The sequence below is a fragment of the Halomonas sp. WWR20 genome (genome assembly GCF_054602495.1).
The window spans coordinates 418210-443386 of the sequence record NZ_JBTRHR010000001.1; the positions used below are offsets into that span (position 1 = coordinate 418210).

A 25177-nucleotide genomic window follows, 5' to 3' on the forward strand; every position below is an offset into this window, starting at 1 on the left:
AAACTACGCCCTGCAATCGCAGGGCGTGTTAATAGGCTTCGTGGGGTTTGTCCTCACTCACCCGCAACCGTCATTTCTCGGATCAGCCAGCTCCCGGTGTGGATACTACCCCGGGTATCGATATCCTCGCCTACGGCGCTCAGGTTAGCGAACATGTCGCGTAAATTTCCGGCAATGGTAAATTCCTCCACAGGATACTGAATCTTGCCGTTCTCGACCCAGAATCCCGCCGCGCCGCGGGAATAGTCGCCACTGACGCTGTTGACTCCCTGCCCCATCAGTTCGGTTACCAGGACCCCGCGATCCATGCGCGCCAACAGCTCTTCATGCGAGGACAGCGGTGCCTCGAGGCGAACGTTACGCGCGCCACCGGCATTGCCGGTCGTGGTCATGCCAAGCCGCCGCGCGCTATAGGCGGAGAGCATATAGCTGGCGAGCCGGCCCTCGTCGACGTACACGTTATCGCGCGTGGCCACGCCATCGTTATCGAAGGCCGCACTCGCCATCGCGCCAAGCTCACGCGGCTTTTCCATCAGGCTGAACCATTCGGGAAAGACATTTTCCCCCAACTGGTCGCACAAAAAAGATGCCTGACGATACAACGCCCCGCCGGCAATAGCGCTCAGAAAATGCCCGATCAGTCCACTGGCCAGATCCGGCGCGAACAGTACCGGCAAGCGCCCCGTCGCCGGGCGCGATGCGCCTAGGCGCTTGAGCGTCTTTTCCGCGGCGCTGCGCCCTATCTCTTCGGCACTGCGCAACTTGTTCGGGTCGCGTTCGCTGGAGTATTCGTAGTCACGTTGCATGCCTTTATCGTCACCCGCAATCAGCATGCACGACAGCGAATGGCGGCTACCACGCTGGCTACCCAGAAAACCGTGACTGTTGCCATATACCCGGACCCCTTCGCCACTGGAGAGGCTGGCACCGTCGGAGTTGGTGATGCCCGGTATCTCGCGCCCCGCCGCCTCGCACGCCAAGGCGCGCTCGATGGCGTCCTCGGTCGTCAGAGACCAGGGGTAGTGCACCTGCAGATCCGGTAACTCCCGAGCCATCAATTCCGCCTCGGCCAGCCCCGAGGCCGGGTCTTCGCCGGTATAGCGGGCGATATCCAGCGCCTTTTCCACCGCGGCGCGAATCGACATCTCGGAGGCGTCGGACGACGACGCACTGCCTTTGCGCTTGCCGACGTAAACCGTCACCGCTATGCCCTGATCGCGCGACAGCTCGACGGTTTCCACTTCGCCCAGACGCACGCTGACACCGATGCCCTGGTCGACGCTAGCACCAACCTCGCAGGCATCGGCGCCTAGCTGTTTGGCCAGCTCAAGGGCCTGCGTGACGCGCGCTTCCAGACGCGACTGCTGCTCGAAAGCATCGAAAGCCTGGCTCATGGTGTGCTCCTGTATTCTTGCCCTGATGGGAAAGGGGGCGGGCTGGTATACTGTCCCGCTCTCCCCAACGATATTGGTAGTAAAATGGCATTCGACCACTCCGCCGACCAGGACGGCCGACCGAGCAAGACCCAGCGCAAGCATGAGATGCACGCCCTGCAGGCACTGGGCGAAAAGATTATCGCGCTGACCGACGCCGAGCGCGCCCGTCTACCGCTGTCCGACGACATGCTCGCCGCCGTGGAGGAAACGTCGCGGATTCGCTCCCATGAAGGCCGCCGGCGCCATATGCAATACGTCGGCAAAGTCATGCGCGGCGAAGATCTGGACGCCATCCGTAACGCATTCGAGGCCTTCGACCAGGAAAGTGCGCGCCGCGACCTGGCGTTCCACCGAATCGAGAAGTGGCGCGACCGGCTGATTGCCGAAGACGCCGAAACCGTCGAGGCTTTCATCGCCGAGTACCCGAGTGTCGATCGTCAAGCGCTGCGCCAGTTGATCCGCAACGCCAAGCACGAGCGCGAACTCGACAAGCCGCCGACCAACGCCCGCAAGCTGTTCCGGCTTCTGCGCGACACCGCCGGCCTGTAGTCCAGGCCGGTCCGCAGAACGAATCCATCACCTCAGGCGCTGGTGCCGCCAACCGTCAGCTCGTCAAGTTTCAGCGTTGGCTGGCCGACCCCCACCGGCACGCCCTGCCCTTCCTTACCGCACACTCCGATCCCGGTATCCAGTTCGAGGTCGTGGCCGATCATCGAGACACGGGCCATGGCCTCGGGGCCGTTACCGATCAACGTGGCGCCCTTCACCGGGGCGGTAATCCGGCCGTCCTCGATCAGGTAGGCCTCACTGGCCGAGAACACGAACTTGCCGGAGGTGATATCGACCTGTCCGCCACCGAAGCTGACCGCGTAAATGCCTCGCTTGACGCTCTTGATGATCTCCTCGGGGTCATGCTTACCGGCCAACATATAGGTATTGGTCATACGCGGCATCGGCAGGTGCGCATACGACTCGCGTCGCGCATTCCCGGTAGGCGCCATGCCCATCAAGCGTGCGTTCAACTTGTCCTGCATATAACCGGTGAGGATGCCGTCCTCGATCAATGGGGTATAGGCGCCTGGCGTGCCTTCGTCATCGATACTCATCGATCCGCGCCGATCGGGCAGCGTCGCATCGTCGACCACGGTGACGCCGGGTGCCGCCACGCGCTGCCCCATGCGTCCGGCAAAGGCCGAGCTGCCCTTACGATTGAAGTCTCCTTCCAGGCCGTGCCCTACCGCCTCGTGCAGCAGAATCCCCGGCCAGCCGCTGCCCAGCACCACCGGCAGTTGACCGGCCGGCGCATCGACGGCTTCGAGATTGACCAGCGCCTGACGAACGGCTTCTTTGGCGTAGCGCTCGGCGACGGCCTCATCGCGCAGACGCGACATGGCGTAGCGTCCGCCTCCCCCGGCACTGCCGCGCTCGCGACGCCCGTTGCGCACCGCGATGACGCTGACATTGAAACGCACCAATGGCCGGATGTCTGCGCCCAGCGTACCGTCACTGGCCCTGACCAGCATCACCTCGTATTCTCCGGTCAATGAGGCACTCACCTGGGAGACGGCGGGGTCGGCTGCGCGAGCGGCGCGGTCCGCTTCCTTGAGCATGGCGATCTTATCCTCGGCGGACAGGCCGGTCAGTGGATCGACCCCCGCGTAGCGCGCGACGGCCATGGGCGAACTTACCGCCTGGATCCGCTGCGTGGCACCGCTTCTCGCGATGCCCGAGGCGGTACGCCCCGTTTCCGCCAGCGCCTCGCGGGTAATCTGATTGGAATAGGCGAAACCGGTCTTCTCCTGCGCCAGCGCGCGAACGCCAACACCGCCATCGATACTGTAGCTGGCATCCTTGACCTCACCATCCTCCAGCACCCAGCTCTCATGCCAGCTGCGCTGAAAATAAAGATCGGCATAGTCGATGCCAGGGCCCATGGCGTGATCCAGAGCAGGCTCCAGCGCGGCGATATCGAGGCCACCGGGAACCAGCAGAGTGGAAACCGCCTCGTTGAGGACGTTGTCGGACTGTGGCGTCATTGGATACTTTCCTGGGTAATCTGCGGGGACGACCAAGGGCCGTGCACGCGATAGTGAATCTGAGTGGCCTGATCGAGCCAGTGCCCGAAGACCTTGTGCGCGATGAACAACCCGGCCCCTACCTGCGGCGCTCCAATCAGCAGAGCCGCCAGCGGCAGGTTCTGGCTAACCGGTACGGTAATGCCCAGCCGCATGTCCAAGAGCTGCTTGAGCAGGTCCACCTCACCTTGAACAGAGAAATGGGTTGCGACGCCGTCGATTTCAACGGCGTCCCGCGTTTCCAGACGTCCCTCATAGAGCGTCGCCTGGCCCTCGACACTGTTAAAGGCGGTGCCTTGGCGAGTCACGTCGGAGAAATCCAGGGCCAGACGTCGCAGAATATTGTCGAAGTTGAGCAGCCCGAGCAGCTTGGCGGAAGCAGAATCGATGTTACGGAAACGCCCGTTTTCCAGCGTCACCCCCAAGCTGCCGCGCGAGCGCTCGAAGGCGAACTGCCATGGCGCGCCAGGCCAGGCCAGTTGAGCCTCGAAAGTGGCGCTTTCGCTGCTCACGACTGGTGGCTGTCCCAATGCCTTCAGCGTACGCTCGACCTCGCTCCCTGTCATGTCCATACGTGCCCGGGTCAGGCTGGAGGTATTGCCCGACGCTTCCCAGGTCAACTCGCCACGCGCCGTCATTCCGCCGATGACCAGCGTCAGGGGCGCGACGTTCAAGCGCGTCTCGGATGCCTGCCACTGCGCGTCAAGCGGCCCGAAGATTTCACCATCATGCTGTAGTGCCGCAATGTGCAAGCGTCCGGCCGGCAGCGCCCCGGCCGCTTCGGCAAACGGCGCTGGCGCGGGGGCGACTGCGACCTGTTCGGTCAGGGTGATCGGTGCCGAATCCACCGGCTCTGACGTCTCCGGCCACAAGGCATCCAGATTCAGGCGAGTCAGATCGATATCAATTGGCGTGGCGTCACGCGGGGCCCATATGGCCTGCCCCTGAGCGATATCTCCCTTGAGGCGCACTCTCCATCCCGTCTCGCGCGGCTGTGCATCGACCGCCATCTCGCCCAGGCAGCGCTGCTCGACATACACACAAGGTGTCGACACACTGAGACTCTGCAGTATGACCGGCTCGGCGGCCAGTTCCTCGGGCAACGCCTCCTGCGGCTGCAGCAAGGACGAGAAGTCCACCTCGGCGAGCGCCTCGACCCATTGCCGAGGCGCGACTCTTTGCGGCTGCCAGGCCACCTGCCAGCCGATGGCTTGCGGCCAGCGGGGAGACTGCGGCCACTGCTCGAGCCACACTTGCCCCTGCCGGCTTGTCCCCACTTGGCGCCAGCGCGCATTTGCTCGATCGGCCACATGGACATGCCCACTGCCTGCGGCGATATTCGCCTCGACGCCGAGCGCCACTTTATCCTCGGAGCGCTTGCCGAAGGGCGCCGGAAGTGCAATGGCCAGCCCCTGGAGATCACTGTCGAGATCGAACGTGGCATCGTTCTCCTCATCGAAGACGATACGCGCCTGGTAGGGAAAATATCCCGAAAGCAGCTGTTCCGCCCCGCCAAGCCCGGCCCAATCCAACAGACCGCGAGCGAGCGCGCGCCCCTCGATACGGATACCTTCACCGCCAATATCGAATTGCGCCTGCAAAGGCCCTTCGAACGCCCGGGCCCCCAACGTTCCGGTCAAGACATCATCATCGCCCTGATGGCGATAGCGTAAGGCGCCATTGATGCCATCAAGCACCAGGTCCATATCCTGCAGGTCCAGATGCCCCTCGGCGACCCGGCCTTCCACGTCGACCGCCACCGCCTCGGGATCCTCGATAGGCAACGAGACATGCAGCCCGGCGTCCAGTTGTCCAGTACTCTGCCATTGCGCGAAGGTTTCACTTAACGCCTCCAGCGGCGCCGCGGCCAGAAAATCGAACAGTGCGCCACTGCTGCCCGTGACATCGCTCTCGATCGTCAATTGCTCGTCGACTATGGAGACCCGGCCATTGCGCGCATGCAATCCCATCATGCTGGCCTGTTCGATCTGCGCCCGCAGCGTCTGGTTGTTCAGCGTCAATGTACCCTTCACGTTTTCGAGTAACGGCCAGTCAGGCGCATACTGCAGTCTGCCATCCTCGATATTCAGCACCAATGACAAGTGATCGTCGGGGTTGGCGAACATCTCGCCCTCCGGAGCCTCGCGCTGGGTCAAGGTCTGCGACAAAGAGAGTTTCGCTTGCGTCACGAGCCCCCCCAGGTCGCCGGACAGCCACTCTTGCAGCTCGGGCTCCAACACTTCGTCGGGGAGCCAATCGATAATGGGTATCCGGCGCGCATCCGCGTGAGTGAAGCTCAGATCGAGATCCAGATGTCCAGGCCCGGTCTCGCGCAACGCGGCCTTGAAAGTGCCTTCGGCATCGGCCCCGCGCCAGCCAGCATGCAACTCCTTGCCCTGAATATCGGCACCGCCCTCGACGAGTGTCCAGCTCACTTCCCCCCGCCCGTAATCCAGATCCAGCGGTGCCGAGAATACCTTTGGAAACGCCAGGTGCAGGTCGTCTCCGCCGCGAAAGCGTACCTGGCCGTCGCGGCCCTGAAACTCCACCCAGGCATCCAATGGCCCCGCACCCGGCACGCCGTCCCAGGCGGTGGCCTGCGCCCCTACCAAGGCCAGTTGGCCCCGCCAGGTTCCCTGACGGCGTCCCAGTTCGGCGCCTTCGACATGTCCTTGTGGGGCCAACTGGGTCAGCGCCCGATCAATTTCGGCAGGCAGCGGCAACAGCCGCCGCCAGGGGGCCAATGGCTGCAACTCGAAGGCGGAACTGCGCAGCCACCATTGGGTAGCGTCCCAGTGCGCATTCAGACGCGCCGGCCAGGGTGACTCGGCATCTTCTTCACGGCGCAAAGACACCCCATTGGCCCAGGCATCCCACCCCCCATCCTCGGCACGCATGGCCTGGGCACGTAAGCCGAGATCACGCAGTATCAGATCGGCATCACCCTTCGTGTCGGAGAGCGTCACTTCGGGCATGTCCAGGCGCAGGCGCATATCCTGCGCCTGGCCTTTTTGCCAGCGCGCCCATAGCGTGGCATCACCCTTCACCTGTTGCAGCGTGAAGCGCTCCTGAGCCGTCAGTACCCGGCCCAGCGCCAGCAAGCTATCGGCATTCATGTCCACCTGCAACGCAGCGTTGAAATGCGCCAGCCCCGACCGACCGGACGACACCTCGAGCACGGCGGCAAGCGCCGTCTGCGGCTGTCCTTCGACCTGCAATCTCCCCTCGAGATGGGCGCGCCCGGCATCGCCTGTCAGTAACAACTGCGGCGCAACCAGCGTCACCGTTTCATCCAGGCCATGCATCAATACGCGCACCTGCTCGACCTGCATCCGTTGGCGCAACAACGCCCCGACCCAGGAATCGATCCGCGCCATGTCGACAGGCATGCTCGAAGTGTCGGCATCAGGAGTCTCGGCCAGGCCCGGCCAATGCCAGGCGTGGTCGGACGATTGGTAGAAATGCAGCGTGACGCGTTGCGCATGCGCCTGGGCAACGACGGGGTAACCCGCCCATAACGAGGCTAGAGTGTCCAGCCGAGCCTGCGCACTATCGATATCGAGCAACGGTTTACCGGCCGGCGAGGTCATGCTGAGGCCGTGAAGGTCCAGTGTCGGGTCAAGCCTCTCGAAACGCCCCTGCAGCGATTGCAGCGCCACCTCAGCGGAAAACTGGCGGGACAGCAGCGCCTCGATCTCCCCCCGAGAGTCTTCTATCTGCGCCATGCCCAGGCGCATCATCACCACGACGATGGCAACGCCGGCCAGCCCCAGGGCCAGCAGCGTAATGGCCCAGCGCTGCAGGACACGATAGGGGCTCATACGCTCACATCAGCACGATATCGTACTGCTCCTGTGAATAGCGCCCCTCGACCTGAAAGCGGATGGTCTTGCCGATAAAGGCCTCGAGATCGGCCACCGCAGCCGACTCCTCGTCGAGCAGGCGATCGACGATCGGCTGCGACGCCAGCACCATGTAGGTATCGGGACTGTAGGCGCGCTCCTCGCGCATGATCTCGCGGAATATCTCGTAGCACACGGTTTCCGGCGTCTTGAGCATCCCGCGGCCATGACAGGTCGGACAAGGCTCGCAGAGGGTCTGCTCCAGGCTCTCGCGGGTACGCTTGCGCGTCAGTTGTACCAGCCCCAACTCCGTCACACCGGTCAGCTTGTTCTTGGCGTGGTCCCGCTCCAGGGACTTCTCGAGGACGCGCAGCACCTGGCGCTGATGTTCGGGGTCTTCCATGTCGATGAAATCGATGATGATGATGCCCCCCAGGTTACGCAATCGCAGCTGGCGTGCGATGGCCGTGGCCGCCTCGAGATTGGTCTTGAAGATGGTTTCCTCGAGGTTTCGATGGCCGACATAACCGCCGGTATTGACATCGATGGTGGTCATCGCTTCGGTCTGGTCGATGACGAGATAGCCGCCCGACTTGAGCTGCACCTTGCGCCCCAGGGATTTCTGGATTTCATCCTCGACGCTGTAGAGATCGAAGATCGGCCGCTCCCCCGGGTAATACTCGATGCGATCCTCCACACCGGGCATGAACTCGCTGGCAAACTCCTTGAGCTTGACGAAGTTCTCCCGCGAATCGATGCGCACCTTCTCGATTTCGTCACGCATGACGTCACGCAGCGTCCGGATGAACAGCGGCAGGTCGTCATAGATGGGACTGGGAGCCGCAGCGGTGATCTTGCGCTCGCCGACCTTGCGCCACAGGCGCAGCAGAAAATGCATGTCGGCGCAGAGTTCCTCCTTGCCGGCGCCCTCGGCGGCCGTGCGAATGATGAACCCCCCCGGCACCTCACCCGCCTGCTCGGCATGGCACTCCTCGACGAGCGTCCGCAGCCGTTCGCGCTCGCGTTCATCCTCGATGCGCTGCGACACACCGGTATGCGGCGAATCGGGCATATAGACCAGATAGCGCGACGGCACCGAAAGATGCGTGGTCAGGCGCGCGCCCTTGGTGCCGATCGGGTCCTTCGTGACCTGAACGACCAGCGGCTGACCTTCATTGAGCAGTTGGTTGATGGAAACCTGCTCGGCGGGCGGCGTATTGGGCGGCAGCACTTCGTGAACATGAATGAAGGCGGCACGTTCCAGGCCGATATCCACGAAGGCGGCCTGCATGCCCGGCAGCACTCGTACCACCTTGCCTTTGTAGATATTGCCGACGATGCCCCGGCGCCAGCTGCGTTCGATGAAGGCTTCCTGCAATACGCCATTTTCAACGACTGCAACCCGGGTCTCCATTGGCGTTAGATTGATTAGAACCTCACCGCTCATGCAGGAATCCTTATGCTGGCTGTCATGATGCTATGTCAGGATTATGACATAGCTCGCCGCCCCGCCCACAGCGGTACTCCCTGCGCCTCGAGCAGCCGAGCAGTTTCAAACAGCGGCAAGCCGACCACCGCAGAGTGACTGCCCTCGACACGCGAGATGAATATCGATGCCAGCCCCTGGATCGCATACGCCCCCGCCTTGTCGGCCGGCTCGCCGGTGGCCCAGTAGGCGTCGATTTCGGCACGCGATAGCGGCCGCATGGTGACCCGCGTGGTCACGCAGACGTCGAGCATTCCCTGGGGGCCGTAAACCGCAACGCCGGTCAGCACGTCATGCGCGCGCCCCGCGAGTTGCATGAGCATTTCACCGGCATCCGCCGCATCGCGCGGCTTGCCCAGAATCTGGCCGTTCAGAACCACCGCCGTATCCGACCCCAGCACGGGCAGCTGCGATTGCCGCGCGCCCGCCTGCGCCTTTCGGCGCGCCAGGCGCACTACATAATCACCAGGTGCTTCCTTGGAATGCGGGGTTTCATCGATATCGGCAGGGGCGACTTCTACTGCCACACCTATCGAGGCCAGCAACTCACGCCGGCGTGGCGAAGCCGAAGCCAGGCACAGCACCGGCTGCGTGAAATCCTCCATGGTAAACTCCTGCAGCGAATCCCTTGAATCAGTGAGTCAGCCAGACGTGCCGCTCAGGCGATATTAAAGCGCCGACGCAGTGCCTGCAGCATCGTGAACAACCATGGCCACAGCATGGCACCGATGAGTGCCGGCAGCAGGAAAGCCAACTGGATCGATACCGGCCCGAAAATCGTACGCAACCACTGCTCGATGAGCTGCACGATCCCCAGCAGCACGAAAATCATGACCGCTTGCTGCCATATGCTGTAGGCCCGCAGACGCTGATAAAGCAGCAGACACATATACGCCAGCAACGACAGGGTCAGGGCATTCTGACCCAGCGGGGCACCTTCGATCAGATCGAGCAGGATTCCCAGGATGAAACCATGGAAGACGCCCACCCGTTGTGGCGTGGCGACGCACCAATAGGCCAGCATCAAGCCCAGCCAGTCCGGGCGCCACATCAGCCAGGCATCCGGCAAGGGCATGACCTGCAGACACAGCCCCAGCAACAGCGTCAGCCAGATCGTCACCACACCGGACAGGCGCTTGGCCATCAAGGTTCCTCCTCGGTCTCGACCGGCTGCTCGGCATCAGCCATCTGCACCTCGTCAGTCGCTGCCGCCTTATCGTCATCGGCAGCTAGCGAGGCGCCGTCCTGTGGTGCATCCTCGGGAGCGTCGGGCATGGGCGGGGGGAAAAGCAGCAGGAAGTGACGCGAACGCTCAGGCTGGGCCAGCGGTGCAGCATCCACCTGGGCGAACGGTTCATGGGGCTGCTGCGTCACGCGGGTAACCTCGGCCACCGGGTAGCCTTCCGGAAAACGCCCACCGAGACCGGACGTCACCAGCAGATCGCCTTCGCGAATATCCGCCGTCGCCGGCACGTGCAGCACGCTCAGGGTATCGAACTTGCCGGTGCCTTGAACGATGAAGCGCAGCCCATTGCGGTTGATCTGTACCGGGACGGCGTGACTGGCATCTGCCAGCATCAAGACGCGGCTGGTGTAGGCAGAGACAGCGGTAATCTGGCCGATCAATCCCGAGGCATCCATGACCGGCTGCCCCGCATAGGCGCCATCGCGACGCCCTCGGTCGATGACCATCTGTTGAGTAAACGGGTCGGAATCCAGCGCCAGCAGCGAGGCGGTGATGTAAGGTACGTCGTTTCGGCTAGCGGCATGCAGCAGTTCGCGCAGGCGTACGTTTTCCGCCGTCAGGTTGGCCATGCGCTGGGCGCGATGAGACAGCGTCAGCAATTGCTCGCGCAGGCGCTGGTTCTCCTCGACCAGATCACTCTGTTCCGAAAAGACCAGCGCCCCCCAGGACAACATGTCACTCGGTTGACTGACGGCCCATTGGACCGGCGCCACCACCGTCGTCAACTGGGAGCGGAGATCTTCAAGGATGGGAAAGCGATGCTCGGCAAACATCAACGCAAAAGCCGTTACCGCACATAGCAGCATGCGATAACTGGGCACAGGGCCTTGCGTGAACAGAGGTTTAATAGGCCTTCCCCCCGCAGGCCGACGGCCACCGGTACACTTAAGCTACCCATGGCCGCGGTCAGATTCAGTCGCTGGATAGCAGCTCGAAAGTATGCTGATCGATCATTTCCAGTGCCTTGCCACCGCCGCGTGCCACACAGGTCAAGGGATCCTCGGCCACGATGACCGGCAGACCGGTTTCCTCGGCGATCAGCTTGTCGATATCGCGCAGCAATGCTCCACCACCGGTCAGCACCAGACCACGCTCGGCAATATCGGAGGCAAGTTCCGGCGGGGATTGCTCAAGCGCACTCTTCACCGCGGCCACAATGGATGACAGTGGATCTTGCAGCGCATCGAGAATCTCATGGGAATTGAGCGTAAAGCTGCGCGGCACGCCTTCGGCCAGATTACGGCCACGCACGTCGATCTCGCGCAGCTCACCGCCGGGGTAGGCGCAACCGATCTCTTCTTTGATACGCTCGGCCGTGGCCTCGCCGATCAGGCTGCCATAATGGCGGCGGACGTAAGCGGTGATCGATTCGTCAAAACGATCGCCGCCGATGCGAATCGACTCGGAGTAGACCACACCGTTGAGAGAGATAATCGCAATCTCGGAGGTGCCACCGCCGATGTCGACCACCATCGAACCCTGCGCTTCCTCCACCGGCAGCCCTGCGCCGATGGCAGCGGCCATGGGTTCTTCGATCAGAAACACCTCGCGGGCGCCCGCCCCTTCGGCAGACTCCTTGATCGCCCGCCGCTCGACCTGGGTCGACATGCAGGGCACACAGACCAGCACGCGCGGGCTTGGTGTGAGAAAAGTGCTCTGATGGACCTTGCGGATGAAGTGCTGAAGCATCTGTTCGGTCACGGTGAAGTCGGCAATCACGCCATCCTTCATCGGACGGATAGCCGTGATGTTGCCCGGGGTACGCCCGAGCATACGCTTAGCGTCCACGCCCACCGCTGCGACGCTGCGCATATTGCCCGATTGGCGGATGGCGACCACGGAAGGCTCATCGAGCACAATGCCGCGACCGCGCACGTAAATCAGTGTGTTGGCGGTTCCCAGGTCGATCGACAGATCGCTCGAGAACAGCCCCCGTAAACGTTTAAACATGGAAGTCTTTCACCTAGTGCAGACCGGAACCCTGTGCGGACGCAAACGGTATCATTGCGGGGGGAAGGCAGCAAGCGAGAGAGCCTGTCAGCAAAGGGCAAATATGGTAACTTCTATGGCTCTTTTCAAGAGAAACCCCTGCCAGCCCGTTTCTCGCCTGACTCCAGCAACCTTAATCATTACAGTTTTCATGCAGAACGTTTTCATGCAAAACAAGGGACAACCAATTTATGGCGCTTGAACATGCAGACGTGACCCGCGCGGCGCACCTCGCCCGTATGGGTCTTGGCGATGACGAAGCCGCCGGCTACGTGGATGACCTAACCCGCATTCTGGAAATGGTCGACCGTCTGCAGGCGGTCGACACACAGGGCGTTGCTCCGCTGGCGCACCCCCTCGATATGACACAACGGCTGCGTGCCGACGAAGTCACCGAGGTCAATCGGCGAGAGCACTATCAGGCCCATGCCCCGGCAGTCTCGGATGGCTTGTATCTGGTGCCTCGCGTCGTCGAGTGACGGCAGTTGAACGTCGACTCACACCGAGGCCCTCCTCCGCGGAAGCCGTATTATGAAACACGACTCAGGGAGCGTTATCCCCCATGCATGATAAGACTCTCACGGAACTCGCCGCGGGACTCGCCGCCGGCGATTTTACCAGCCGTGAGCTGACCGAGACGTTGCTTACGCGTATCGAGCGTCTTGATGGCCAACTCAACAGTTTCATCACCGTCACTGCCGAGCAGGCCCTGAACGCCGCCGACGCCGCCGATGCCGCACGCGCCGCGGGACAGGCCGGCCCTTTGACCGGCTTACCGTTGGCATTGAAGGACATCTTCTGTACCCAGGGCGTGCGCACCAGTTGCGGCTCGAAGATGCTCGACAACTTCATCTCGCCCTACGATGCCACGGTAGTAGAAAAACTCGCTGCAGCGGGCACCGTGAGCCTGGGCAAGACCAATATGGACGAGTTCGCCATGGGCTCCTCCAACGAGAACAGCTATTACGGCCCGGTGAAAAACCCCTGGGATCTATCCGCCGTTCCCGGAGGCTCCTCGGGAGGCAGTGCCGCAGCCGTAGCGGCAGGCCTCGTGCCGGCCGCGCTGGGCACCGATACCGGCGGCTCGATCCGCCAGCCGGCGGCCTTCTGCGGGATTACCGGCCTGAAGCCCACCTATGGCCGTGTGTCTCGCTACGGGATGGTGGCCTATGCCTCCAGCCTCGATCAGGGCGGCCCCATGGCCCGCACTGCGCAGGACTGCGCCCTGCTGCTGAACAGCATCGCCGGACATGATCTGCGCGACTCCACCAGCGTCGCCCGCGTGGTCCCCGACTACCAGGCCGAGCTCGGCGCTTCCCTATCGGGGCTCAAGATCGGCCTGCCCAAGGAGTACTTCGGCGACGGCCTGGACCCCGCCGTGGAAACCGCCATCCGCGAGGCCATCGACGTCTACCAGTCGCTAGGGGCCACGGTATGCGAGGTCAGCCTGCCGCACACCCACCTGGCGATTCCAGCCTACTATGTCATCGCCCCGGCGGAAGCCTCCTCCAACCTGTCGCGCTATGACGGCGTGCGCTTCGGGTATCGCTGCGAGAACCCCACGGACCTCGAGGATCTCTACAAGCGCACCCGCGGGGAAGGCTTCGGCGAAGAGGTCAAGCGACGCATCCTGATCGGCACCCATACCCTTTCGGAGGGCTTCTACGACGCCTACTATCGCAAGGCCCAGCAAGTACGCCGCCTAATTCGCCAAGATTTCCTGGATGCCTTCGAGCAGTGTGACGTGCTGATGGGCCCGGCCGCACCGACGCCCGCCTTCGACCTGGGCGCCAACAAGGACCCGGTGCAGATGTACCTGCAGGATATCTATACCATCGCCATCAACCTGGCCGGCATTCCCGGTATCAGCGTCCCCGCCGGCTTCGTCGGCAGCCGACCGGTCGGCCTGCAGATTCTCGGCCCGCACTTCGCCGAGAGCCGCCTGCTCAACGTCGCGCATCAGTTCCAGCAGACCACTGACTGGCACCGCCAGCGGCCGGCGTTCGTCAAGGAGACCGCATGATGCAATGGGAAACCGTTATCGGACTTGAAGTCCACGTCCAGCTTGCCACCCAGTCGAAAATATTCTCCGGCGCCTCTACGGCTTTCGGTGCCGAGCCCAACACTCAGGCCTGCGCCGTCGATCTCGGTCTGCCCGGCGTACTGCCGGTGCTCAACGAGGGTGCCGTGGCCATGGCGGTGAAGTTCGGCCTGGCCATCGATGCCGAGATTCCCGAAACCAGCCTTTTCGAGCGCAAGAATTACTTCTACCCCGACCTGCCCAAGGGCTACCAGACCAGCCAGATGGCGCAGCCCATCATCGGCCGGGGCAACGTCGAGATCACTCTCGATGACGGCACCACCAAGGTCGTGCGCATCCACCACGCGCATCTCGAGGAGGATGCCGGCAAGTCCCTGCACGAGGACTATCACGGCATGACCGGCATCGACCTCAACCGCGCCGGCACTCCGCTGCTGGAGATCGTCTCCGAGCCGGACATGCGCTCCGCCAAGGAGGCCGTGGCGTACATCCGCGCCCTGCATGCCATCGTCACCTACCTGGGCATCTCGGATGGCAACATGGCCGAAGGCTCGATGCGCTGCGACGTCAACGTTTCGGTGCGCCCCAAGGGCCAGGAGGCGCTGGGCACCCGCGCCGAAGTCAAGAACGTCAACTCCTTCCGCTTCGTCGAAAAGGCCATCGCCTTCGAAACCGAGCGTCAGATCGAGCTGATCGAGGACGGCGGCCAAGTGCTGCAGGAGACGCGCCTGTACGACCCGGAGTTCGACGAGACGCGCAGCATGCGCACCAAGGAGGAAGCCAACGATTATCGCTACTTCCCTTGTCCCGACCTGCTCCCGGTGCTGCTCGATCAGGCCTATGTCGATCATCAGCGCGGCAGCCTGCCGGAGCTACCCACCGAAAAGCGGCGACGCTTCGAGGCGCAACTGGGCCTGTCGGCCTATGACGCCAGCGTGCTCTCCTCCAGCCGCGCCATGGCTGAGTATTTCGAAGCCGTGAAAGAGGTGTGTGGCGACGCCAAACTGGCCGCCAACTGGGTACAGGGCGAGCTTGCCGCTCACTTGAACCGTGAAAACCTCGACATCGACGACAGCCCCGTCACCGCGCGACAGCTCGGCGAGCTTGTCGCCCGGGTCATCGATAACACCATCAACGGCAAGGCAGCCAAGCAGGTCTTCGCCGCACTATGGGCAGGCGAAGGCAAGTCCGCCGACGCGATCATCGAGGCTCGGGGTCTCAAGCAGGTAACCGACACCGGCGCCATCGAAGCGATGATCGATCAGGTGATTGCCGATAGTCCGGTGCAGGTGGCGCAATATCGTGAAGCGGAGCCGGAAAAGCGCGGCAAGATGATCGGCTACTTTGTCGGTCAGATCATGAAAGCCTCACGCGGCACCGCCAACCCGCAACAGGTCAACCAGTTGCTCAAGGAGAAGCTCGACCGTCTATAAATGACCGATGCCCCGGACGCCGTCAGGCGCCGGGGCGTTGTGGCATACGCCGTGTATCGCGCCTTACTTGAGCAGCCACGACAGCACCAGCAGCAGCAGCAGGATCCCTGCAATTCCCTGCCAGAAATTCGCCGGTTCTCGCAGCACCGAGCGCGAAGAGGCTTGCGGCTCTCCTCCACGTGGTTTGTACGGTCGCAGCGCATAGGCAAACTCCGACAGACGCCTGAAGCGCAAGGCGCGCTGCGGGTCGAGCGCGCGACGCAGTGCGTCATCCAGCTCGGGACTTATCTCGGGGTTGTACAGGCGCGCCCGACGATAGGTCATGCGCTCGAGGTCCGTATGGCTACGCAACTGGTCCGGAGGCAGCTCATACGGTAAATGATCGGTCAACAGCCAGTAGATCGTGGAGGCCAGTGAATATTGGTCGCTGCGCCGACTGACGCTGGTATCCAACGCATATTCCGGTGCACTATGCTCAGTCAGTCCGACTTGCCGGGCGAGCTCACGGGCCGCCGCATGGCTCTCCCCCTCACGCAGGTGACAGGCGCCGAAATCGATCAACACCAGTTGCCCGTGTCGGTCGATCAGCATGTTGCGCGGATGAATACTCTGGTGCAGCACATCGCGGCGATGCAGCGCCTGCACGGCCTTGCTCAGCTGTCTAGCGATATCCAGACGCTGCTCGAGGCTGGCCTGAGGATGACGGCGTAGCCAGTCGGTCAGCGTTTCGCCTTCGACATACGCCATCAGATAGTATTGATGGCGCCGCGACCGGGAAGGCTCGACCACCCGGGCCACGAACGGCGAATTGACCCGCGCCACAACCCATTGCTGCAACGCGAAATGCTCCAGATAGGTATTGCGCAACGACAACTCGGGACTCGGCGCCTTCATCACCATCTCGCGTCCGCTCTTGGTATCGCGCACGCAGTAAACGCGGGCCTTGGCGGTCCGGGAAAGGACCGTCAGGACTTCCAGCCCATCGAGCCGATCACCGGGCGCCAGCTCCGCCGGCACCGGCAGGTCGCTGTACAAGCGCCCCGGCCGGTCGGGCTCCTCCTCGGGCAACCGGTCGACGCGCACCAGTTGAAAGCAGAACTGGTCGGCGCCATAACCGCGCTCCACTGCACGCGCCCTGGCGGCCTGCGCCAACCGCTCACAGGCGGCATCCAGATCGCTGACGTCACTCCGAATCAGTTGCACGTAGTCCGAAGGCATCAAGGTGCCGCGCACCGCCTGGGTCGTGAACAGGAACAGATCGCCCTGCTTGAGCGGCTGCTTGACGTAATCGATATCGAGACTGCCATCCATGCCCAATGCCCGCGAGGGGTAGCGATAGCCGCCCAGGTCGGTCACGTGCTCCCGCGAGAGCTGCTCGAACTCTGCGCCGCGCAGCCGAAACACCAGAGTGTCGCCCATATGGAAGAGATGCGCCTCGCGGCCACGAAACACTATCGCCGACAACGAGCAAATATAACTCCCGCCCTCGATATAGCTGCTCTGACTGTAACACCAGCCGTTGAGCGCCAGCAGCACCCGCGTCGCTGATGTCTTGACGTCCCAGTGATCGGGCGTGGAATAATAATCCGCCAGGAAGCCGCGCACGCTCAGGTCGCCGGCCTGCTTGGCAATGGAATTGCGCCAGGTGGAGTCACTGATCAGCGCACAGCCGCCTTTGCTGGAGAGCTGAGTGTCCTGGGGTATCTGTACCGACATGGAACTGCGATGACGCCGCCTTTCCGGTGCCACGAAGGCCTGACCGTAACTCAGAGATAACGCACTTCCTGCCAATGAATCTTCTCCTTTGCCGCCCACCGGCGACCGTTTCGCTTGCCGCGCCCCAGGATATACCCGCAACACCTTGCGGTTATGCGTCTATCCTACCCAGCAGCCAGGGTTTACGACACGCGCCCTTCGCCGGATTGGTAATCATCGGGCGCTGTTCGTATAATTCGGCAGATTTTCTCTCGCTGGCCATCAACCCGCAAACATCAAGGACTCGAACATGAGTTTCGACAAGATCCCCGCCGGAAAGGAACTCCCCAACGACGTGTACGTGGTGATCGAAATCCCCGCCAATCACGCGCCGATCAAGTATGAGATCGACAAGGACATGGATACGCTGGTGGTGGACCGCTTCATGGCCACACCGATGTTCTATCCCGCCAATTACGGTTTCATTAACCATACGCTGGCCGATGACGGTGATCCGCTCGACGCGCTGGTCGTTACGCCGTATCCGGTACAGGCTGGCAGCGTCATCCGCGCGCGCCCCGTCGGCGTGCTCAACATGACCGACGAAGCGGGAGGCGACGCCAAACTCGTCTGCGTACCGCATCCCAAGCTTTCGGCGCTCTATGACGATGTGCAGGAAGTGACCGACCTGCCGGAACTGCTGCGCCAGCAGATCGCCCACTTTTTCGAGAACTACAAGGACCTCGAAAAGGGCAAATGGGTCAAGGTCGAATCCTGGGAAGATGCCGATGCCGCCCGTAAGGCGATCGAGAAAGCCGTCGCCGCCTATGCAAAGCAGTAACCGCTGAACGGGCTCAGTATCGAGCCCTACATTGAATGCCCAGGCCGCCGGCAGTGATAGTGTCGGCGGCCTGACATTTTACCGTCCACGTCCTGGCGTGACGCGTCACCTCCCGCACGCGACTCTGCCATACCTTTCTTGTCCGCCCTGTCGCCATTCGCTCAAGTAGAGGTCAGCTGCTGGCGCAACTGCTGAACCAAGGATGTGGCGCGCAGCGTATAGTTGGCCATCATCAGCGAATGATTGGCAAAGAAGCCGAACCCCGACCCGTTCAGCACGACCGGACTCCACAGACGCGCCTGCGAGGCTTCCAGCACCGCGAGCAACTGCGTCACGGTACTCTGGGCTTGCGAAGACAGCTCATCGGAAAAGTCGCGACGCATGGCCTTCATCAGTTGCTTGAGTGCCCAGGCATTACCGCGTGCCTGGTAAAAGACATTGTCGATCTCGAACCAGGAGTTGTGCGACTGCGCCATGCCCTGCAGCTCGGCATCGCGGACGAGCCCATCGCCGACGCTGGCCGCCAGCTGCCGGGTCTGGGTTTCAAGCAGCGCTTCGACCTTGGACAGCCAGGCGTCCAGTGCCTGCACATCCGTGTTGAAGGTGGCCTGGGTACCACCGTCTCGCAGCTGCTGCAAATAAGCGGTTATAGCGTCGCCAGCCTGCGCGTAGCGCTCTTCTGCCGAAGGAAACAGCCACCGGTTACTACTGGTGTCGAGCGCCTCGCGGGCCTCACCCAGCGCGAAATACCCATTGGACAAGCTATCGTCGAGCGTTGCCGTCATGGTCCGCACCTGGGTCAGCACCCCGAGCTCCCAACTGGGCATGTTATCGAGCCATACCCCCGGCGGCATGACATCGTTGCGCAAGAAGCCGCCGGGCTTGTCGAGAAGTGTGGAAATCAGTGTCACTGTCGTGGCGACCGTGACTTCTCCCGGCGCGATTGGCACGCTTTGCTGCTCCGCTAGAGCCTTGGCGGGATTCAATGTCTCGCTGGCGATCTCCTGCTGCAAGTCGGTGGCCCCTTCGGGGCGTACATGCGCAGTGCCAGCCCCCTGCGCCACGCGCTGCACCGCCAGTGCCGCGGTAGGATCGACACTGTTCTCGGTATTCGCGCCAGGCATCGCCAGGCTCTGGGCAGGACTGCTCGCGGATGGCTCGCCCGGCGTCGGTGCACTGCTGAGCCTATCGTTGGCGGGATCCTGCACGGCCAGTGCCGGCGCGGGATTAACCGCCTCGAGCGGCATGCCGCGCTGCTCGGCCACCGCCCTGTCGACATCGAACTCCTCGGGCGTGCGACTCCACCACAGCCCTAGCACCAGACATACCAGCAGGTAAACGATCACCAGCGTCAACAGCGGTTTCCATATCCAGCCATACTGCGGCGTTTCCAACACTTGCGTATTCCGGCTGCGATCCCCTTTGCGAAAAAGCGCCATATGTCGACATCCTTGACTTGTGAGGGTTGGGCTAACGGTTTGCTTATCCTATCATGCGTCATCGTCAAAGCTCCCGGGTTGCACGTCGATTGCCTGAAAGCATCGCACTCAGCCGGAAAGCCAACGTTCTCAGCGATATGCCTTGTGGCAATTCCCGACAGGAACTTAGCGCCTGCGTTGCGGTCGCATTTCGGGCTTGCCGCGTTGCCAAGGATACTGCCGCACCATGTTCCGCCTTATCGTCTTGCTGCTGATCTGCCTGGCACCGCTCCCTGGCCAGTCATTCGCCAGCGACTTGTTTGCCAACAGCCCCAACCGCAATCTCTTCAGCGACAGTTCCCGCGAACAGTTCCTGCCTGTCGACCAAGCCTTTCAAGCCAGCACCTGGCATGACAACGAACGGGTTTACGTCGGCTTTCGCAACGCCGAAGGCTACTATCTCTATCGCCACCAGTTCGCATTGGAAAGCCGTGACGCCAACGTGGTGCTGGGCGATATTTCGCTACCGCCGGGCGAGTTCAAACAAGACCAGTTTCTCGGTGAGGTCCATGTCTTTTATCACCAGGTCGTGATCAGCGCACCTATCGAATCCTCGCCGCCGCCGTCCGCCATCGCCGATGGCCCGGTGCCCATTCGCGTCACGTTTCAGGGCTGCGCCGATGCCGGGCTCTGCTATCCTCCCGAGCATCTACAACTCACCGCATTGCCGGGATCCCCGCCCGCCGAGTTTTCTGCGCCGCCCACCCCCCCGGCCAACAGCTTGACGGCGTCATCTGCAAGCCTCCCCCCTCCGCTGAGCGAAGATTCGCAGTTTCGCAGCTTGCTCGGCAATGCCAATCTTCCCGCGATGCTGGGGCTATTCTTCCTGGCCGGCCTGGGATTGACCTTTACACCCTGCGTTCTGCCGATGATCCCTATCCTGTCATCCATTATCGTCGGCCAGCGCGCTTCGCGCCTACGCGCCTTGACGTTATCGGTCAGCTACGTTGTCGGCATGGCCGTGACCTATGCTCTGGTGGGCACCCTGATGGGACTTTTCGGCGCCGGACTCAACTTACAGGCACGCCTGCAGTCCCCCTGGGTGTTGATACCGTTCGCCCTGCTGTTCGTGGGGTTTGCGCTGGCCATGTTCGGCGCATTCAACCTGCGCCTGCCCGGCCGGCTGGCAACGCAGCTCGACAATTGGCAGGCCCGGCTTCAGCGTAGCGGCCCGGTGGGGCTGGCGGCGGCCGGCGCCCTGTCGGTACTGGTGGTATCTCCCTGTGTCTCGGCGCCTCTGGCCGGCGCACTGATGTTCATCTCCACGACCGGCCAGGCCAGTGTCGGTGCCAGCGCCCTGATCGCTCTAGCTCTGGGCATGGGCGTGCCGCTGATATTGGTCGGCACCCTGGGCCCCACCCTGCTGCCGCGCGCAGGTGCCTGGATGAATGGCGTCAAGTACGCCTTCGGCGTGCTACTGCTGGCGGTCGCACTCTGGCTTATCGAGCGGCTGCTGCCGGGACCATTGTCGCTGCTGCTGTGGGGCGCGCTCGCCATCGGTACGGCGCTGGCACTTGGCGCCCTGACGCTCCATCAACCCAATGGTTGGCCCAGGGTTCGTCAGGGCGCTGGCATCACGCTGCTGGTGTGGGGCATTGCCCTGGTCTGGGGGGCGGCCGCTGGCGCCCATGATCCACTGCGTCCGCTGGCCGGCTCCGGCCAACGAGCCACCAGCACTCCCGACCTCGCATTTACCACGGTCACCACCCTCAAGGCATTGGATGCCCAACTGGCCCAAGCCGGGGAACGTCCGGTATTCGTCGACGTAAGCGCCGATTGGTGCATCTCGTGCAAGCTCATGGAGCGCGATGTATTTCCCGCACCGCACGTCGCCGAACGTCTCCAGCCTTTTGTCCTGATTCGTGCCGATGTCACCGACAATACTTCAGCTTCACAGGCGCTGTTGTCACGCTTTGGCCTGTTCGGCCCGCCAAGTCTGTTGTTCTTCCGCCAGGGTCAAGAGCTCGAAACGGCACGCATCCAGGGAGAAATTCAGCGGGACGCATTGGCAAAACACCTTGAACAAGTGCTGAACACGTTCGACACTTGAAAACGATGTTTTTAAAACCAAACGTCGTCGAACGGTCGTTTAAATAGCCTTTCTTTGTTCATGATCCTCGGCAAACTGGACAGTCCTGAGATTTTTCGGCACACTCCGGCAACATTGCCCGAACGCCCCTGAATAAGCGTCTCGTGAGGCTAACACGCAGGATCATGTAGCGAATCAGGCAACATCCGGACAGGTTGACAGCATCATCACAGGGATATCTATGGCTCGGCTGCTCGTACTCAACGGCCCCAATCTGAATCTGCTCGGCACGCGCGAGCCCGACATCTATGGCGCCACCACGCTTGAGGACATTCGGCTGCGCCTAGCCCAGCGTGCACTCGAAGCCGGGCATCAGCTCGACTGGTTGCAGTCCAATGCCGAACATCTCCTGATCGAACGTATCCACGCCGCACGCAGCGATGGTACCGACTTCATCCTGTTCAACCCGGCCGCCTTCACCCATACCAGCGTCGCGCTGCGCGATGCCCTGACTGGAGTGGCCATTCCGTTCATCGAGCTGCACCTTTCCAACGTGCATGCTCGCGAGCCTTTCCGGCAACACTCGTATTTTTCCGATGTGGCCAAGGGCGTCATTGCCGGCTTCGGTGCCGACAGTTACGAACTTGCCCTGGAGGCGGCGCTGCGTCAGCTGGCCTAGCGCCAGCCGCCGCGTCTGCCGTTTCACATACTCACACACCCGATCGAGACAGTCTCATGGATATCCGCAAGGTCAAGAAGCTGATTGAACTGTTGGAAGAGTCCAACATTAGCGAAATCGAAATTCAGGAAGGCGAGGAATCGGTTCGCATCAGTCGTCATCCGCAAGGCTTTGCCGGGCAACAACAACCCATGATGCAGATGATGCCGCAGTCCATGCCCCAGGCACCGACCAGCACCCCGGCGCCCATGCCCGCTGAAGCGGAGCCGGCCCAACCGACCGGGCATGCCGTCACCTCGCCGATGGTGGGGACTTTCTATCGTGCCCCGGCTCCGGGTGCCAAGTCTTTCGTCGAGCTGGGTCAAAGCGTCAAGAAAGGCGATACCGTATGTATCGTCGAGGCCATGAAGATGATGAACCAGATCGAAGCCGACAAGGACGGTGTCATCGAAGCCATCCTGGTCGAGGATGGAGAACCGGTCGAGTTCGATCAGCCGATGCTCATCATCTCCTGAAAACCTCAGACACTGGCGGACATCCATCATGTTGGACAAGGTACTTATCGCCAACCGCGGCGAGATTGCATTGCGTATCCTGCGCGCCTGCAAAGAGCTGGGCATCAAGACCGTGGCGGTGCACTCCAAGGCCGACCGCGAGCTGATGCACGTGCGTCTGGCGGACGAAGCGGTGTGCATCGGCCCGGCATCCTCCGCGCAATCCTATCTCAACATCCCGGCGCTGATCAGCGCCGCCGAAGTCACCGACTCGACTGCCATTCACCCCGGCTACGGCTTTCTCTCCGAGAACGCCAATTTCGCCGAGCAGGTGGAGCGTTCGGGATTCGTGTTCATCGGCCCACGCCCGGAGACCATCCGTCTGATGGGCGACAAGGTCAGCGCCATCGAGGCCATGAAAGCGGCAGGTGTGCCTACCGTGCCGGGTTCCGACGGTCCGCTGTCCGATGACGAGGCGGAGGTTCTGAGCACTGCCAGGCGCATCGGTTATCCGGTGATCATCAAGGCCGCCGCTGGCGGTGGTGGACGCGGCATGCGCGTGGTGCATAGCGAGTCCCACCTGCTGTCATCGGTCAGCGTGACCAAGACCGAAGCCAATGCGGCCTTCGGCGATGGCACGGTGTACATGGAAAAATTCCTCGAGAATCCACGCCACGTCGAGGTCCAAGTACTCGCCGATGGACAGGGTAACGCCATCCATCTTTACGATCGCGACTGCTCGCTGCAACGCCGCCACCAGAAGGTTCTGGAAGAAGCGCCGGCGCCGCACCTCGATCAGCAGGCCCGCGCCCGGGTTCTCAAGGCATGTACCGATGCCTGTATCGAAATCAACTACCGCGGCGCCGGCACCTTCGAGTTCCTCTACGAGAACGGCGAATTCTTCTTTATCGAGATGAACACCCGCGTACAGGTCGAGCATCCGGTCACGGAAATGGTCACCGGCGTGGATATCGTCAGGGAACAGCTGCGTGTCGCCTCGGGGCTGCCGCTGTCCGTCTCGCAGGAAGACATACAGCTCAATGGCCATGCCTTCGAGTGCCGCATCAACGCCGAGGACGCGCGCACCTTCATGCCCTCCCCCGGCAAGATCAGCCTCTACCACGCTCCCGGCGGGCTGGGGGTACGCATGGACTCGCATCTTTACACCGGCTACACCGTGCCGCCGCACTACGACTCGCTGATCGGCAAGCTAATCGCCTGGGGCGCCGACCGCGATACGGCACTGACGCGCATGCGCAATGCCCTTGACGAGCTTCTCGTGGAAGGTATCAAGACCAACATCGATCTGCAGAAGGATCTGGTACGCGATACAGCTTTTCAGCATGGCGGCGTCAATATCCATTATCTGGAAAACAAGCTCAGCCTCTAGGATGCATGCCCGCCATTCTTCGCACTCACGGGGCGGCAAACGCCGCCCCGCCTGCTTTTCGAGGTAACCCATGACCTGGCTGCAACTCAAGGCGCGCATCGCGCCGGAATATGCCGATACGCTCGAGGAGCTGTTGCTGGCCGAGGGCGCCAGCGCCATCACCCTTCAGGACGCTCATGACGAACCGGTATTCGAGCCCGAACGCGGCACCACGCCGTTATGGCCGGAAACCGTGCTCACCGGGCTGTACGACGATCTCGAAGGGATCGAAGCCATGCTCGAGCGTGTTCGCCTGGCCTGGTCCGCCACCCTGCCGGATGAGCCCTGCCCCGAAATCGAATACGAACTGCTGGCCGACCGCGACTGGGAGCGCGAATGGATGGACGGCTTTGCACCGCTGAAGATGGGCGAGAGGCTGTGGATCGTTCCCAGTTGGCACGCGGCGCCGGAGCCCGACGCGGTCAACCTGCTGCTCGATCCCGGTCTGGCGTTCGGCACCGGCACTCACCCGACCACGGCATTATGCCTGCAATGGCTCGATGGTCTCGAACTCACGGACTGCCGAGTCCTCGATTTCGGCTGCGGCTCGGGCATCCTGGCGATCGCTGCGCTCAAGCTCGGTGCATCACACGCCATCGGCACGGATATCGATCCTCAGGCACTTCAGGCCAGCCGGGACAACGCCGAGCGCAATGCCATCGATGAGCCGGACTTGGCGTTGTGCTATCCGGAGCAGCTGCCCAAGGCGACATATGACGTGGTCATCGCCAACATCCTTGCCGGCCCGCTGGTCGAGCTTGCGCCGACCATCGCCACGCAGGTGGCGCCGGGGGCAAAGCTCGCGCTGTCGGGCATCCTTGAGCATCAGGCCGATGAGGTGCTCGAGGCCTATCGCCAGCAGGGCCTGCATATGCACGACCCGGTCGTTCAGGATGGCTGGGTGCGCTTGACCGGCTATCGCCCCGATACGACCGATTGAGCCTTCAAGAAAAGCGTCGCGGCCGGTATCATATGCCCCCCTTG

20 protein-coding genes are annotated in these 25177 nt (G+C 62.3%); 10 read left to right on the forward strand and 10 right to left on the reverse strand.

Annotated elements, in window-relative coordinates; genetic code table 11:
- Nucleotides 1-53: 53 nt before the first annotated feature.
- Entirely contained in the window at nt 54-1394 is a 1341-nt protein-coding gene (gene pmbA / locus ACW4DH_RS01975) for a metalloprotease PmbA (RefSeq protein ID WP_459634667.1), read from the reverse strand.
- Between the two features lie 84 nt (nt 1395-1478).
- Between pmbA and yjgA the strand changes: the two genes are divergently transcribed.
- Nucleotides 1479-1985: a ribosome biogenesis factor YjgA gene (gene yjgA / locus ACW4DH_RS01980; protein ID WP_459634668.1), complete on the forward strand. Its 507-nt coding sequence runs from the start codon at nt 1479-1481 to the stop codon at nt 1983-1985.
- Nucleotides 1986-2017: 32 nt separating this feature from the next.
- Here the strand turns inward: yjgA and tldD are convergent, their stop codons facing one another.
- The 7 genes from tldD to ACW4DH_RS02015 all read right to left on the reverse strand — a co-directional run bounded on the left by tldD (nt 2018) and on the right by ACW4DH_RS02015 (nt 12035).
- Entirely contained in the window at nt 2018-3472 is a 1455-nt protein-coding gene (tldD, locus tag ACW4DH_RS01985) for a metalloprotease TldD (protein ID WP_459634669.1), read from the reverse strand.
- Nucleotides 3469-7332, reverse strand: a complete 3864-nt coding sequence (locus ACW4DH_RS01990; protein ID WP_459634670.1) for a YhdP family protein — start codon at nt 7330-7332, stop codon at nt 3469-3471. Before ACW4DH_RS01990 ends, tldD begins: the two co-directional genes overlap by 4 nt.
- A 4-nt stretch (nt 7333-7336) precedes the next feature.
- Nucleotides 7337-8800: a ribonuclease G gene (rng, locus tag ACW4DH_RS01995; RefSeq protein ID WP_459634671.1), complete on the reverse strand. Its 1464-nt coding sequence runs from the start codon at nt 8798-8800 to the stop codon at nt 7337-7339.
- Nucleotides 8801-8841: 41 nt separating this feature from the next.
- Entirely contained in the window at nt 8842-9444 is a 603-nt protein-coding gene (locus ACW4DH_RS02000; protein ID WP_459634672.1) for a Maf family protein, read from the reverse strand.
- A 53-nt stretch (nt 9445-9497) separates the two neighbouring features.
- Complete coding sequence (gene mreD, locus ACW4DH_RS02005; RefSeq protein ID WP_459634673.1) at nt 9498-9983, reverse strand: rod shape-determining protein MreD; 486 nt, start codon at nt 9981-9983, stop codon at nt 9498-9500.
- Nucleotides 9983-10891 carry a rod shape-determining protein MreC gene (gene mreC, locus ACW4DH_RS02010; RefSeq protein WP_459634926.1) on the reverse strand — a complete coding sequence of 303 codons (909 nt, stop codon included), beginning with the start codon at nt 10889-10891 and terminating at the stop codon, nt 9983-9985. The genes mreD and mreC overlap by 1 nt, the downstream gene beginning before the upstream one ends.
- Before the next feature lie 106 nt (nt 10892-10997).
- Nucleotides 10998-12035, reverse strand: coding sequence for a rod shape-determining protein (locus tag ACW4DH_RS02015; protein WP_459634674.1), 1038 nt, complete (start codon nt 12033-12035; stop codon nt 10998-11000).
- 230 nt (nt 12036-12265) lie between these two features.
- On the opposite strand from ACW4DH_RS02015, the gene gatC reads away from it, so the two are divergent.
- The 3 genes from gatC (at nt 12266) to gatB (ending at nt 15548) form a co-directional block, all read left to right on the forward strand.
- The gene (gene gatC / locus ACW4DH_RS02020) at nt 12266-12553 is read left to right on the forward strand and encodes an Asp-tRNA(Asn)/Glu-tRNA(Gln) amidotransferase subunit GatC (protein WP_459634675.1); all 288 of its coding nucleotides are present in this window, start codon (nt 12266-12268) and stop codon (nt 12551-12553) included.
- 83 nt (nt 12554-12636) lie between these two features.
- Entirely contained in the window at nt 12637-14097 is a 1461-nt protein-coding gene (gene gatA / locus ACW4DH_RS02025) for an Asp-tRNA(Asn)/Glu-tRNA(Gln) amidotransferase subunit GatA (RefSeq protein ID WP_459634676.1), read from the forward strand.
- Nucleotides 14097-15548, forward strand: coding sequence for an Asp-tRNA(Asn)/Glu-tRNA(Gln) amidotransferase subunit GatB (gatB, locus tag ACW4DH_RS02030; RefSeq protein ID WP_459634927.1), 1452 nt, complete (start codon nt 14097-14099; stop codon nt 15546-15548). The genes gatA and gatB overlap by 1 nt, the downstream gene beginning before the upstream one ends.
- A 63-nt stretch (nt 15549-15611) precedes the next feature.
- Here gatB and ACW4DH_RS02035 read toward each other — a convergent pair whose 3' ends face one another.
- Complete coding sequence (locus ACW4DH_RS02035; protein WP_459634928.1) at nt 15612-17264, reverse strand: serine/threonine protein kinase; 1653 nt, start codon at nt 17262-17264, stop codon at nt 15612-15614.
- A gap of 289 nt (nt 17265-17553) precedes the next feature.
- Here ACW4DH_RS02035 and ppa point away from each other — a divergent pair, with 289 nt between their 5' ends.
- Nucleotides 17554-18084: an inorganic diphosphatase gene (gene ppa / locus ACW4DH_RS02040; protein WP_459634677.1), complete on the forward strand. Its 531-nt coding sequence runs from the start codon at nt 17554-17556 to the stop codon at nt 18082-18084.
- A gap of 161 nt (nt 18085-18245) precedes the next feature.
- Here the strand turns inward: ppa and ACW4DH_RS02045 are convergent, their stop codons facing one another.
- On the reverse strand, nt 18246-19523 hold the full coding sequence (locus ACW4DH_RS02045) for a DUF2333 family protein (protein ID WP_459634678.1): 1278 nt from the start codon (nt 19521-19523) through the stop codon (nt 18246-18248).
- A 226-nt stretch (nt 19524-19749) separates the two neighbouring features.
- Between ACW4DH_RS02045 and dsbD the strand changes: the two genes are divergently transcribed.
- The 5 genes from dsbD (at nt 19750) to prmA (ending at nt 25133) form a co-directional block, all read left to right on the forward strand.
- The gene (gene dsbD, locus ACW4DH_RS02050) at nt 19750-21612 is read left to right on the forward strand and encodes a protein-disulfide reductase DsbD (protein WP_459634679.1); all 1863 of its coding nucleotides are present in this window, start codon (nt 19750-19752) and stop codon (nt 21610-21612) included.
- Nucleotides 21613-21832: 220 nt separating this feature from the next.
- Nucleotides 21833-22270 (forward strand): type II 3-dehydroquinate dehydratase, encoded by a 438-nt coding sequence (aroQ, locus tag ACW4DH_RS02055; protein ID WP_459634680.1) that lies wholly within the window; start codon nt 21833-21835, stop codon nt 22268-22270.
- A gap of 56 nt (nt 22271-22326) precedes the next feature.
- Nucleotides 22327-22785 (forward strand): acetyl-CoA carboxylase biotin carboxyl carrier protein, encoded by a 459-nt coding sequence (accB, locus tag ACW4DH_RS02060; RefSeq protein ID WP_459634681.1) that lies wholly within the window; start codon nt 22327-22329, stop codon nt 22783-22785.
- A 28-nt stretch (nt 22786-22813) separates the two neighbouring features.
- Entirely contained in the window at nt 22814-24154 is a 1341-nt protein-coding gene (accC, locus tag ACW4DH_RS02065; RefSeq protein WP_459634682.1) for an acetyl-CoA carboxylase biotin carboxylase subunit, read from the forward strand.
- A 70-nt stretch (nt 24155-24224) separates the two neighbouring features.
- On the forward strand, nt 24225-25133 hold the full coding sequence (gene prmA, locus ACW4DH_RS02070) for a 50S ribosomal protein L11 methyltransferase (RefSeq protein WP_459634683.1): 909 nt from the start codon (nt 24225-24227) through the stop codon (nt 25131-25133).
- Nucleotides 25134-25177 lie beyond the last annotated feature (44 nt).